Genomic DNA, 12,285 nt, shown 5'->3' on the forward strand with positions numbered 1-12,285 from the left:
CCCCTACCGGGCGCGGATGGTCACTATCGTGGCCAGTCCGGCTGAGCGCGACTGGGGGGGTTCGCCATGCCACGACGGCTCGTCACACGGACGGCGGCGCGCTGGGGGGCGCGCCTGGGCCCGCTCGTCCTGTCCGGGGCGGTCCTGCTGTGCGCCGCCGCGCCGACGGCGGCCGCGGAGCCCCGGACACCCGCGGCGGCCGCCTCCGCGGAGGCTCCCCGGGCCGGGGGCGGCCCCGACCTGACGGACCGGCGCGGCGGTCCGGTGGTCCTCGTGGGCGTACCGGGACTGCTGTGGCAGGACGTGACCCCGGAGCACACACCGACGCTGTGGGGGATGGCCGAGGACGGCGCCATCGGCAACGTGTCGATCCGCAGCGCCACCTCCCGCACCTGCCCGACGGACGGCTGGCTGTCGGTGTCGGCAGGGCAGCGCGCCCTGTCCGAGCGCGAGCGCTTCACCGTGTGCGAGGCGGCGCCCGAACCCGAGGGCGACGGTTCGGGCGCGGTGGTCCCCGGGTTCGACTCCTACGTGCGGCTGAACGAGCGCTCGGCCTTCTCCGCCCCCGTCGGCCTGCTCGGGGAGACGGTGCGGGACTCCGGCGGAACCACCCTGGCGGCGGGCCCCGGCGCCGCCCTCGGCGTCGCCGACACCTCCGGCCGCGTCGACCACTACGCCGACGGGCCGCTCGACCTGACCACGGAACGCCTGGAGGGCGTGTCCCTGGCCGCCGTGGAACTGCCCGAGCTCACCCGGCTGTACCCCGACCCCCCGCGGGAGCGGGAGACGGACGGCGAGGAGGAGCCCCCCGAACCCGACCCGGAGGACGTGCCGGAATGGGCGCGTGAGGAGGCGCTGGCCGACCTGGACGGACGGCTGAGGGCCCTGGAGCGGATCCTGCCGGTCGGCTCGTCCCTCATGGTCGTCGGCGTGTCCATGGACACCGGTCCCTCCCAGCTCACCGTGGCCCTGTCCGGGGAGATCACCGAGGACGGGTTCTCCGGGAGCGAGTCGTACCTGGCGTCGGAGTCGACCCGGCGCCCGGGGCTCGTGGCCCTCACCGACACCACGCCGACCGTCCTCACCGCGCTGGGGCTCAAGGCGACGGAGCCCACCAGCGGTCGGGTCTGGCACCTGGCCGAGCGTCCGCCGTCGGTCGAGCAGGCCCTCGTGCGCCTGGTGGACTTCAACACGGCGGCGGTGGTCGTGGGCGCGGCGATCCCCGGCTTCTTCAGCGGCCTGGTCGCCTTCCAGCTCCTCATCTACGCGGCGGCGGCCTACGCCCTGCACCGGTACTCGGGCCGCCAGCGCGGCAAGCGCGCCCTGGTCCTGTCGGTGACGCGGATCGTGGCGCTCGCGGGCGCCGCCTTCCCCGTCGCCAGCTACCTGGCCAACCTCATCCCGTGGTGGGCCTCCGGGAGCCCGCTGGTGGCGCTGCTCGCCTGCGTGGTGACCGCCGACGCACTGGTGGTGGCGCTGGCCGTGGCCGGACCGTGGCGCCGGAGCATCCTGGGGCCGATGACGGTCGTCGCGGGCGCGACCACGGCGGTGCTCTTCCTCGACCTGTGCTTCGGGGCGAACCTGCAGATGAACTCGCCGACGGGCTACTCGCCGATCGTGGGCGGGCGGTTCTACGGGATAGGCAACATCGCCTTCGCGACGTTCGCGACCGGCATGCTCATGGCGGTCGCCGGGATCGCCCACGGGCTGATCGCCCGGGGCCGGCGGCGCGCGGCCGTGGCGACGACCCTGGCGGTCGGCACCGCGTCCGTGCTCATCGTCGGCTGGCCCGGGCTGGGCACCGACTTCGGCGGGGTGATCGCCCTGGTCCCGGGACTCGCGGTGACGACGATGATGATCGCCGGGGTGAGGGTCACCCCCCTGCGGCTGGTGGCCGTGGGGGCGGTGGCGGTCGCGGCGATCTCGCTGCTCTCGTGGCTGGACTACCTGCGCCCGCCGGAGGAGCGCAGCCACCTGGGGGCGTTCGCGGCCCAGGTGGTGAACGGCGAGGCCGGGACCGTGCTGGCGCGCAAGCTCGGCGCGATGCTGGGGACCCTCGGCAACTGGCAGCTCACCCTGCTCGCGGCCTGCGCCCTGGTGTTCCTGTTCGTGGTGCTCAACCGGCCGACCAAGTGGCGGATCGGGGCGCTCCAGCGCGCCTACGAGTACGCGCCGACACTCCGGGCCGGCCTCACCGGCTCGCTGGTGACGGCCCTCGCGGGGTTCGCGGCCAACGACTCGGGGGTGGCGATCCCCGCGATCGCCCTCACCGTGGCGGTTCCCCTGACGCTTTCCGCGTGCGTGTGGGCGGTCCAGCAGGAGGACCTGGACCAGACACCCGGCCGCCAACCGACCGAGAACGCCCACTGCTTGTGATCTGTGCCTCATGAGGCACAGGAAGAGCAAACAGCACGAGCACGACCTTGCGTCGCTCACGTCACGAATCGGCCACGGTCCTATGGTAAAGTCCGAGGCTGGGCGGGTCCGTTAGAGGAACATGGCACCTGCAGGGGCCCCTGGGGATCCCGGTGACCGACCGCCCGGCACACGGGGACGGCCGCGATTCCACCGCCCCGGAAGGCCACTCCTCGACCGCGAGGGGAATGCCCGCTCCCACGGGCGGGTTCACAGTTGCAGAGGGCTGGGAGTGGCCCGAAGCGACAGGCGACGCGTCCGACGACGCACCACGCGTCCTCCGCCGTCGTCGGCGGGACAGGACGCGTCCAGGAACTTTCGACCCGGGTTCGCACGTTCGACGGGCATCCGTGCTTCACGCGGAATCCCCAGGACACCCAGGTGAGAAGGCGTTTCGTTCCCGGACCCAGCCCGGGGCACCACGCAAGGAACTTGATGAACCATCAGCTTGGCCACCGCGGTAACGCGGCGAACGCACCGGTCGACGCGCGCTCATGGAACGGCGTACGGCCCGCCTCGCCGACCCATCGGGTACGTCCCGAATACGCCGGAGTCGCAATGCCCGACCTGCACATCTCCTCCACCCTGCACGACGCCGGGCGCGTTCTGGCGCTGGACGGGGAGATCGACATGGCCACCGAGCACCGCTTCCAGGAGGCGGTGACCCAGGCCCTGACCACGCAGCCGTTCGGGCGGGTCGTACTGGACTGCTCCGACCTGCGGTTCATCGACTCCAGCGGTCTGCGCGTCCTCATCCGGGCGCACAAGGCGGCCAAGGAGCAGCAGGCGCTCCTCGCCATCGCCTCGCCCATCCACCGGGTGATGCAGACGCTGCGGGTGACGTCGCTCGACACGCGCATCCCCGTTTTCACCACGGTCTCCGAGGCGCTCGCCGCACCGCGCGCCAACTGACCGTCCACCGACGGGGAGCCCCGACCCGCTCCCCGGTCGGCGAGGGCCGGACGGGCCCCGCCGGACCCCGCACAGGGCGCGACCACCGGGCCGCGCCCTTTCGTGTGCCCGGAACCGGCCGTCCCCCGCGGGACGTGCCGACCGGTCGCCTCAGAAGAGCAGCAGCCACACGCCGAGCGCGGTCACCGCGAGGTTCACCAGGGCGAACACCACCACCCAGAGGGTGCCGGGCACGCCGGTGAGCCGCGCGAGCTGGTCGGCGTCGGAGTGGGGGGAGGGGTTGCGCCTGCGCTGGGACTGGAGCTCGAAGACCGGTCGCACGCCGGCGAAGAGCAGGAACCAGATGAACAGGTAGGCGAAGGCGGCCTGGACCTCGGGCGGGGTGAACCAGCTGACGCCGAACACCACCGCGCCGGTGGCGACGACCGACACCACTCCGTAGACGTTGCGGATCATCAGCAGCATCGCGGCCAGCACGACGATGCTCAGCCACAGCAGCGCCGTGATGCGGTCGGACATGAGCATGAGGATGCCCAGGAGCCCGATGACCGACGAGGAGACGTAGCCCGCGAAGACGGTCAGGATCATGCCGATGCCGGTCGGCCTGCCGCGGGAGACGGTCACACCGGAGGTGTCCGAGTGGAGTCGGATACCCGTGAGCTGTCGGCCGCTGAGCAGCGCGACGAGCGCGTGCCCGCCCTCGTGGGCGATGGTGACGACGTTGCGCCCGACCCTCCACGGTGGGCCGAGCAGGACGGCGGCCAGGGCCAGGACGGCCGCGGAGACGACGATCCACGACTCCGGCTCCGGTTGTACGGACAGGACTTCCTGCCAGACGTCACCCAAGGTTGTTCCCACCACTGCCCCCGACTCCTGCTTCGGCGTACCGTCGACGGGCCCGACCGGTTCGCGCCACGGCTGCCGGGAGACGCGGAGAACACGGGCCCTTGCCGAACTTTAGGGCATATGGCCGAGTGCTGCGGGGGGCCTGTGGATAACGGTCGGGGCGGCACGAAAACGGGTGCACCGCACCGATGAACTGGCCAAAAGGGGACGACCGTCCTACAGTCACGACTGACAGTAGTTATTCGGATACGCACAGCAAGGATCATGTCGTGAAACGTATCGCCGGACTCGCTCTCATCACCCTGGCCGCCGGTGCGGCCGTCGGCCTGGCCGCCTCCCCCGCCTCCGCGTGGGCCGGGGCCGAGGGGCCCCGCGGCTCCGAGCGTCCCGCCGCCCAGCAGTCCGGCCTCGGGGGCTACGACGGCCACGGGCAGGACCACCACGGAGGGAACACCGGACACGGGCAGGACCACCACGGAGGGAACGCCGGACACGGAGAGAACGCCGGTCACGGGCGCCCCTCCGAGGAGACCGGGGCCGGGCACTCCCACCCCGGCGGACCCGCCGGGGCCGAGGAGGCCGAGCACGCGGAGGCGGCCGGGGGCGGGGAGGCCGAGACCGAGACCACCGAGGGCGAGGCCGTCGGAGGCGCGGACGCCGCCACCGCGGAGGCCCCCGGGGCCGAAGAGGCCACCAAGGGCGCGGAGGCCGAGGAGACCGCCGAGGCCGAGGAGGCCGGTGAGGAGACCGGGGCCGAGAGCACCCAGGGCGCGGACGCCGCCACCGCGGAGGCCCCCGAGGCCGAGCTCGTCGAGGCCGAGCACCCCGGCTACTTCTAGCCGGCGGGCCCCGGAGGCCCGCGTGGCACCGGCCCGCGTGTGAACAGCCCCGCCCACGGCCGTGGGCGGGGCTGTTCACACGCGGGCCCGCACCGGGACGGGGGGAGGGCTCAGGCCCCGTCCCGCTCCGCCGCGGCCTTGAGGCGCTCCAGGGTCCTCTCGATGCTGCGCCCGTTCTTCGCCGGCATCCCCATCAGGACGTAGAACGCCGGGAGCCCCCGCGAGTAGTCGAAGGTCTCGGTGACCCGGGTGCCGCCCTCCGGCAGTTCCCGGAGCTCGTAGCGCCAGCGGTGGGGTCCCCCGTGCCGCCAGGCGATGAGCCGGTCCTCCTCGTACTCCACCACCCGGTTGGTGATCCGGTAGCCGACACCGAACATGCGCATGTCCATGCCGAACTCGCTGCCCCGCTCCAGCCGCTCGGGGCCGAAGTGGGTGCCGCGCACGGTGCCCGAGCCGTCGAACTCGGAGTGCAGCGCCGGTGACGCGACGATGTCGAAGATCCGCTTGGCGGGGGCGTCCACCACGACGCTCCGCGCAACCTTGTGTTTGGCCATGACCGCATCATGTCACCGTCGTCCGCCGCGCCCCCCGCGGGCCCGGCGAACCCGGCTCAGCCGCGGAGGGCGTGGCGCTCCACCCCCGCCAGCGTGCCCCCGGAGGGTTCGACGTGCACCACCCAGAACGAGCCCTTGCGCAACCCCAGCTGCTGGGTGACCGGCGCCCCCAGCCGTGTGAGCGCCGCCGCCATCAGCTTCGGGATCAGCTCCCCGTGCGTGCAGACGACCGTCGGCCGCCCTTCGGCGATGATGCGCCCGAACTCCTCGCGGGCCCCCTCCACGTCGTACTCCGACCCCTCCCGCACGGTGAAGGCGCGCTCGGTCCGCATCGGCACGTCGTGCTCCACGGTGTACGGCAGCACCGACTCCGTGCACCGCGCGGCGGCCGAGGAGACCACCCGGGGGCTCCCGTAGGCGCCGAGCACCCGGGGCAGGACCAGGGCGTCGGACCGCCCGGCCCCGTCGAGGGGGCGCAGCAGGTCGCTGCCGGACCACGCGCGCTTGTCCCCCGCGGACAGGTGCCGCAGCAGGATCACGGGGACGGTGACGGCGGGTCCGGCCCGGAAGTTGTCGAGGACCTGGACGTCGTGGTCGTAGGTGAGCCTGTCCCGTGCCTCCGCCACGGGGACCCACTCGACCAGTTCGACCTCCTCGTTGGGCTTGTAGTCGATCTCCCCGCCGGGACGGTCCGGGGTGGCGGCCCACCACTCCACCTGTTTGGGCCACCCGTCCTTGAGGTAGTGCTGCGGCGGGAGCCTGCGCCCCATCAGCGGGGTCAGCCCCGTCTCCTCCTCGACCTCGCGGACCGCGCCGGTGAGGGGGTGCTCGCCGTTCTTGAGCTTGCCCTTGGGCAGGGTCCAGTCGCCCCGCTCCGGGCGGCGGATGAGGACCACCTCGGTCGCGCCGCCGGCGCCCGTGCGCCACAGCACGGCGCCGCCGGCGCGGATGGGTTCGAGGTAGCCGCCGACCGCCGTGTCGCGCGGCGGGAAGGCGCTGGTCACGCGTGCCTCCCGTTCCGGCCCCCCGGTTCTCCCGTCCGGGGCCCCGGCGTCCGCGCCGGCCTCCGCTCCCCCGCTCATCCGCCCTCCACCACGCGCAGGTGGCGGTCGCCGCGCAGGCTGTCCTGGAGGTCGACGAGGGGCAGCCCGTCCTCGCCGTGCGTGTGCCGGGTCCACGTGCCGTCGGGTTCGAGGCGCCAGGACGAGGTGGTCCCGGCCATGGCCAGGTCCATGAGCCCGACCAGGCGGCGGCACTGCTCGGGGTCGGAGATCCGGACGAGCGCCTCCACCCTGCGGTCCAGGTTGCGCGGCATCAGGTCGGCGCTCCCGATCCACACCTGCGGCCGCCAGCCGTTGGCGAACACGAAGATGCGCGAGTGTTCGAGGAAGCGGCCCAGGATGCTGCGGACCCTGATGTTCTCGGAGAGGCCGGGGACGCCCGCGCGCAGGACGCAGCTCCCGCGCACCCACAGGTCGACGCCCACCCCGGCCTGCGAGGCCCGGTAGAGGGCGTCGATGATCTCCTCGTCGACCAGGGAGTTGACCTTGATCCGGATCCGGGCGGGGTCGCCCTTGAGGCTGTTCTCGATCTCCTGGGAGATCTGCTGGAGCAGGCCCTCGCGCAGTGCGGCCGGGGCGACGAGCAGTCGGCGGTAGTGCTTCTTGCGGGAGAACCCCGTCAGGCTGTTGAACAGGTCGCTGACGTCCTCCCCCACCTCCGGCTCGGAGCTGAACAGGCCGAAGTCCTCGTAGATGCGGGCGGTGCTGGGGTTGTAGTTGCCGGTGCCGACGTGGCAGTAGCGGCGCAGCAGCCCGTCGTCGTCCTTGCGTATGACCATGGACAGCTTGCAGTGGGTCTTGAGTCCGACGACGCCGTAGACGACGTGGCACCCCGCGAGTTCGAGCTTGCGCGCCCACTGGATGTTGTTCTGCTCGTCGAAGCGGGCCTTGATCTCGACCAGGACCACGACCTCCTTGCCCGCGTTGGCCGCCTCGATGAGGGCCTCGACGATGGGTGAGTCGCCGCTGGTGCGGTAGAGGGTCTGCTTGATCGCCACGACCGCGGGGTCGGCGGCGGCCATGGCCAGGAACCGCTCGGTGGTGGTGGCGAACGACTCGTAGGGGTGGTGGACGAGCACCTCCCGCCCGCGGATGGTCGAGAAGAGGTCCCCCATGGTCAGGGCCCGCGGTTCGACCGGGACCATGGGCTGGAAGCGCAGTTCCGGCCGGTCCGCGTCGGCGATCTGGGCCAGCCCGGCGAGGTTGAGCGGCCCGGGCACGCGGTAGATCTCCTCCTCCTCGGCGCCGAGCTCCTCGGTGAGGATCGACAGGACCTCGTCGGAGATGGTCTCCTCCACCTCCAGGCGCACGAGGGGGCCGAAGCGGCGGCGCAGGAGTTCGTTCTCCAGCGACGTGACGAGGTCGTCGGTCTCGTCCTCGTCCACCTCCAGGTCGGCGTTGCGGGTCACCCGGAAGGCGTGGTGCTCCAGGATCTGCATGCCCTCGAAGAGCTGGGGCAGGTGGGCGGCGATGACGTCCTCGACCGGGACGAACCTGCCGCCCGGGCGGGGGCCCGGCTCGATGAAGCGCGGCAGGGAGCTGGGCACCTTGACCCGGGCGAACATGCGCCGCTCGTCGAGCGGGTCGCGGACGGTGACCGCGAGGTTGAGCGAGCGGCCGGAGATGTAGGGGAAGGGGTGCGCGGAGTCGACCGCGAAGGGGGTCACCAGGGGGTAGACGGAGCGCAGGAAGTAGCCGTGCAGGTACTCGCGCTCGTCGTCGTCCAGCTCTCCCCAGCGCACGATGCGGATCCCGGCGTCCCGCAGGGCGGGGGCGACGCTGTCCTCGAAGCACGCGGCCTGGCGGAGCATCAGCTCGTGCGTGAACAGCGAGATGCGCTCGAGGAGGGCGCGCGGCCGGTGTCCGCTGGAGGAGGCGACGGCGAGCCCGGTGGCCAGGCGCCGTTTGAGTCCGGCGACCCGGACCATGAAGAACTCGTCGAGGTTGCTGGAGAAGATGGCCAGGAACCGGGCGCGCTCCAGGAGCGGGATGTCCTCGTCCTCGGCGAGTTCCAGGACACGCTGGTTGAACCGCAGCCACCCCTCCTCCCGGTCCATGAACCTGTCGGGGGGCAGCTCGGTCGTGGGACCCGCTGGTGTTGGCGCTGATTCCGTGCTCACAGTGGGCAGACTCCCCCTCTTTCATGACCGCACGGTGACAATCCCATGAGGGGGAAATGACCTCCACGCGACCGCTATGGAGCTTGTGTACCCACACACGGGCGGATGCCGGGGTATTTCGCGGACGGATTGCCGGTTTTCCTCGGCCCGGGGACGGGAAGGGGCCGGTCCCACGGGCGGGCGAACGTGTCCGCGGGGCCCTAGGTGATCCCGATCTGGAGGTCCGGCGGCATGATGACGACGAACATCCCGATCCGCATGAGCACGTTGAGCCACGTGTTCCGGAAGCAGGCCCACAGGTAGCCGTAGAACGCGCCGGCGGTGGCGTAGGTGAGCAGGGACAGCCCGGTGTCGTACACGAAGTCGACGCCGGTCAGCTGGGACACGGCGTCGTAGGGCTGGATGACCGCGTAGGTGAGCGCGAAGACCACCGAGGTCGCCAGGATGCCGCCCCACCGGCCCATCAGGATCTCCAGGCGGGTCTGCACCATGCCCCGGAAGAAGATCTCCTCGCAGACCGCGACGACGGCGAACGCGAGCACGAAGCCGGCCAGGGGGAAGGACACGGGCGGGAGCCCGGTGTACGGGACGAGCAGGTAGGCGATCAGGCCCAGGGCCAGGCCGACCGGGGCCAGGCCCGACCAGCGCCAGCCCTCGGTCACCTTCAGCGCGAGGGAGGGCATGGCGGTGCCCTTCCCGTCGATAGTGACGCCCGAGCGGTCCATGACCAGCAGGGGCAGGGTGAAGAGGAACAGCAGCCGGGACACCAGGGAGGCCGACATCGCCAGGTCGGCGCCGATCGTCGCCTCGTACATGCCGAAGAACAGCGACAGCACGACCATGCTGAGGACGAAGGCGCCCAGGCAGACCGTCAGCCATGCGAGCTCCCGGCCCAGGGGGTGGCCCACCATCGCCGCGGCGATCCTGCGGTCCAGCGCGTCGCGCGCCCCGAGCGACCGGACCAGGGCCCAGGCCAGGAGGCCGCCGACGAGCATCGGCCCCCAGGAGACGAGGAAGAGGACGGCGAAGTCGCCCAGGACGTCGGAGCGCAGGTCGGGGTGGACGGCCATCGGCACCGCGACGAGCAGGACGGCGAGGGCCGAACACCAGGCGAGCCCCCATCTTCGCACCATGGTCACAAGAGTCCCCCCCTGTATCAGGACTCTCATTCTGCCCAAGAGATAACTAAAAGCTGTCCAATGACCACGGTATGTCGCCACTCGTCTCGGATCGGGGCGCTCCGGACGGCGGAACGGGGCGGGCCCGGGTCGTGCTCCGACCCGGGCCCGCCCCGTGGCACGCCGTCCCGCCGCGCCGGGGAGCGGGCCGGGCGGCGGCAGGTGTCAGACCCCGTTGTCCAGGACCGACCTGAGGAACGACTTGGTCCGCTCCTCCTGCGGGTCGCCGAAGATCTGGTCCGGCGTCCCCTCCTCCGCGATCTGCCCCTGGTCGAACATGAGCACGCGGTGCGACACGTCACGGGCGAAACCCATCTCGTGGGTCACGCAGAGCATGGTGATGTCCGTGCTCTCGGCGACCTCGCGCAGGACGTCCAGGACACCGGCCACCAGCTCCGGGTCCAGCGCCGACGTGACCTCGTCCAGGAGGAGGATCTCCGGGCTCATCGCGAGCGCGCGGGCGATCGCCACGCGCTGCTGCTGGCCGCCTGACAGCTGGGTCGGGTGGGCGTCGATCTTGTCCGCCAGGCCCACCAGGTCCAGCAGCTGCTCGGCCTTGGCGTTCGCCTCCTCCTTGGGGATCCCGAGGACGTGGACCGGGGCCTCGATGACGTTCTGCCGCACGGTCATGTTCGGGAACAGGTTGAACTGCTGGAAGACCATGCCGATGCGCTTGCGGCGTTCCCGCAGGTAGCTCTCGCCGGCCGGGACCAGCCCTCCCGAACCGCCGCGGGGCATGTGGCTGAACGGTTCGCCGCCCACCCGGATGACGCCCTCGGTGACCTTCTCCAGGGTCATCAGCAGGCGCAGGATGGTGGTCTTCCCCGAACCGCTGGGCCCGATGAGGGTGACCCGCTCTCCGGGGTCGACCGAGAAGTCCAGGCGGTCGAGCACGGTGAGGTCGCCGAAGCGCTTGACCACCTGGTCGAAGACGATCAGGGGGCCTCCCCCGGCCCCGGCCCCGCCACCCTGGGGCCGTGCGTTCGTAGGGGTGTCAGACGGCGGCATAGCGTCGCTCCAGTCGTCGGATGATGATCGCGGACGGGATGCTCACGAGGAGGAACAGGAACCCGACGAGGGTGAACGCCTCCACGATCTTGAAGCTCGCCTGGCCGACCTGCTGGGCGGTGGCCAGGAGCTCCACGACCGTGATGGCGAAGAGCAGCGGGGTGTCCTTGAACATCGCGATGAGGTAGTTGCCCAGCGCGGGGATGACCTTGCGGATCGCCTGCGGCAGCACGATCGCCCCCCACGTGCGCCGGGCCGGGAGGCTCAGCGCGCGCGCCGCCTCCCACTGGCCCACGGCCACGCCCTCGATGCCCGAGCGGTACACCTCTGCGGTGTAGGCCGCGTAGTGCACGCCCAGGACGACGATGCCGACCATCAGGGGCGAGAAGCCCGCGGGCACGAGGGCGAAGACGAAGACCAGCTGCACCAGCAGCGGCGTGGTGCGGATGAACTCCATCACCACGTGGACGATCGTCCCGAGCACCGGGATCCGGCGGACCATGGCGATCACGAGGCCCAGGGCCAGCGCGATCAGGTAGCCGAACACGGTGGCCTGGACGGTGACCCACAGGCCGCGCAGGAGGTCCGGCATGACCTCCAGGGTGAATTCGAAGTCCCAGATCACTTGGCGACACCCACCTTCGTGCCCACGGACGGGGGCCGCAGAAGCGCCAGCAGCCCGGTGCCTCCGGGCGGGATCCGTCCCAGCTTGCGGTTGGCGCGGCGTTCGAGCAGTCGCATGCCGAAGATCAGCACCTGCGCGATCAGGTAGTAGAGGATGAGGGCTCCGGTGAAGGCCAGGACCGTCTCACCCGTGGCGGAGCGGATCTGCTGCGCCACGGCCGTCAGGTCGGCCACACCGATGAGGTAGGCCACCGCGGTGGCCTTCATGAGCTCGATGACCAGGTTGCCGAACGTGGGCAGCATCTGCGCCCACGCCTGGGGGAGCACCACCAGGCGGGTCCGCTGGAACCACGACATGTTCAGCGCGACGCACGCCTCCACCTGGGCCTTGGGCACGGCGTTGACGGCCGCGCGCACCACCTCGGCGCCGTAGGCCCCGAGGTTGATGCCCAGGGCGACGATCGCCGCGAAGGTGTCGTCCAGCTTGTAGCCGGACACCAGCGGCAGGGCGTACGCCATCCAGAACATCAGGACCAGTGCGGCGATCCCGCGGAAGACCTCCACGTAGACCGTGGCCACGGCCCGGGGAAGCCAGTGCTTCATGCTGCCCAGGATCCCGAAGACCATGGCCAGCACGAAGGCCAGCACACTGCCGCCAACGGTCAGCTGGACGGTGATCAGAGCGCCGTCGAGATATCGGGGGAGCTGCTCGATCAGGAAGTCCACGT

Annotated in this window: 11 protein-coding genes; 3 read left to right on the plus strand and 8 right to left on the minus strand. The window is 71.6% G+C overall.

Features of this window, described 5'->3' with window-relative positions; genetic code table 11:
• The first annotated feature begins 66 nt into the window (after positions 1–66).
• Complete coding sequence (locus tag ACQPYD_RS28540) at positions 67–2,376, plus strand: hypothetical protein (protein ID WP_433698499.1); 2,310 nt, start codon at positions 67–69, stop codon at positions 2,374–2,376.
• 597 nt (positions 2,377–2,973) lie between these two features.
• Positions 2,974–3,327: an STAS domain-containing protein gene (locus ACQPYD_RS28545; protein ID WP_433698500.1), complete on the plus strand. Its 354-nt coding sequence runs from the start codon at positions 2,974–2,976 to the stop codon at positions 3,325–3,327.
• 150 nt (positions 3,328–3,477) lie between these two features.
• On the opposite strand, the gene ACQPYD_RS28550 is transcribed toward ACQPYD_RS28545, so the two are convergent.
• On the minus strand, positions 3,478–4,173 hold the full coding sequence (locus ACQPYD_RS28550) for a M50 family metallopeptidase (protein WP_433698501.1): 696 nt from the start codon (positions 4,171–4,173) through the stop codon (positions 3,478–3,480).
• A 269-nt stretch (positions 4,174–4,442) separates the two neighbouring features.
• Between ACQPYD_RS28550 and ACQPYD_RS28555 the strand changes: the two genes are divergently transcribed.
• On the plus strand, positions 4,443–5,012 hold the full coding sequence (locus ACQPYD_RS28555) for a hypothetical protein (protein WP_433698502.1): 570 nt from the start codon (positions 4,443–4,445) through the stop codon (positions 5,010–5,012).
• Between the two features lie 110 nt (positions 5,013–5,122).
• Here the strand turns inward: ACQPYD_RS28555 and ACQPYD_RS28560 are convergent, their stop codons facing one another.
• The 7 genes from ACQPYD_RS28560 to ehuC form a co-directional block, all read right to left on the minus strand.
• Positions 5,123–5,566 carry an SRPBCC family protein gene (locus ACQPYD_RS28560; RefSeq protein WP_433698503.1) on the minus strand — a complete coding sequence of 148 codons (444 nt, stop codon included), beginning with the start codon at positions 5,564–5,566 and terminating at the stop codon, positions 5,123–5,125.
• Positions 5,567–5,622: 56 nt separating this feature from the next.
• The gene (locus tag ACQPYD_RS28565; protein ID WP_433698504.1) at positions 5,623–6,570 is read right to left on the minus strand and encodes an NUDIX domain-containing protein; all 948 of its coding nucleotides are present in this window, start codon (positions 6,568–6,570) and stop codon (positions 5,623–5,625) included.
• Between the two features lie 74 nt (positions 6,571–6,644).
• On the minus strand, positions 6,645–8,684 hold the full coding sequence (locus tag ACQPYD_RS28570) for an RNA degradosome polyphosphate kinase (protein ID WP_433702161.1): 2,040 nt from the start codon (positions 8,682–8,684) through the stop codon (positions 6,645–6,647).
• Between the two features lie 263 nt (positions 8,685–8,947).
• Entirely contained in the window at positions 8,948–9,880 is a 933-nt protein-coding gene (locus tag ACQPYD_RS28575) for a lysostaphin resistance A-like protein (protein WP_433698505.1), read from the minus strand.
• 210 nt (positions 9,881–10,090) lie between these two features.
• Positions 10,091–10,933, minus strand: coding sequence for an ectoine/hydroxyectoine ABC transporter ATP-binding protein EhuA (gene ehuA / locus ACQPYD_RS28580; RefSeq protein WP_433698506.1), 843 nt, complete (start codon positions 10,931–10,933; stop codon positions 10,091–10,093).
• Entirely contained in the window at positions 10,920–11,558 is a 639-nt protein-coding gene (gene ehuD, locus ACQPYD_RS28585) for an ectoine/hydroxyectoine ABC transporter permease subunit EhuD (protein WP_433698507.1), read from the minus strand. Before ehuD ends, ehuA begins: the two co-directional genes overlap by 14 nt.
• Positions 11,555–12,283, minus strand: a complete 729-nt coding sequence (gene ehuC / locus ACQPYD_RS28590) for an ectoine/hydroxyectoine ABC transporter permease subunit EhuC (protein WP_433698509.1) — start codon at positions 12,281–12,283, stop codon at positions 11,555–11,557. Before ehuC ends, ehuD begins: the two co-directional genes overlap by 4 nt.
• Positions 12,284–12,285: the final 2 nt, after the last annotated feature.

This window comes from Nocardiopsis sp. CA-288880 (assembly GCF_050955985.1).
Taxonomy (GTDB): Bacteria; Actinomycetota; Actinomycetes; order Streptosporangiales; family Streptosporangiaceae; genus Nocardiopsis; species Nocardiopsis tropica.

What these genes read in the sequence shown, in the direction of transcription:
- ACQPYD_RS28540 (WP_433698499.1), top strand. Translation starts at nt 67, where the DNA reads ATGCCACGACGGCTCGTCACACGGACGGCGGCGCGCTGGGGGGCGCGC.
- ACQPYD_RS28545 (WP_433698500.1), top strand. Translation starts at nt 2,974, where the DNA reads ATGCCCGACCTGCACATCTCCTCCACCCTGCACGACGCCGGGCGCGTT.
- ACQPYD_RS28560 (WP_433698503.1), bottom strand. Translation starts at nt 5,566, where the DNA reads ATGGCCAAACACAAGGTTGCGCGGAGCGTCGTGGTGGACGCCCCCGCC.
- ACQPYD_RS28570 (WP_433702161.1), bottom strand. Translation starts at nt 8,684, where the DNA reads ATGGACCGGGAGGAGGGGTGGCTGCGGTTCAACCAGCGTGTCCTGGAA.
- ACQPYD_RS28575 (WP_433698505.1), bottom strand. Translation starts at nt 9,880, where the DNA reads ATGGTGCGAAGATGGGGGCTCGCCTGGTGTTCGGCCCTCGCCGTCCTG.
- ehuA (WP_433698506.1), bottom strand. Translation starts at nt 10,933, where the DNA reads ATGCCGCCGTCTGACACCCCTACGAACGCACGGCCCCAGGGTGGCGGG.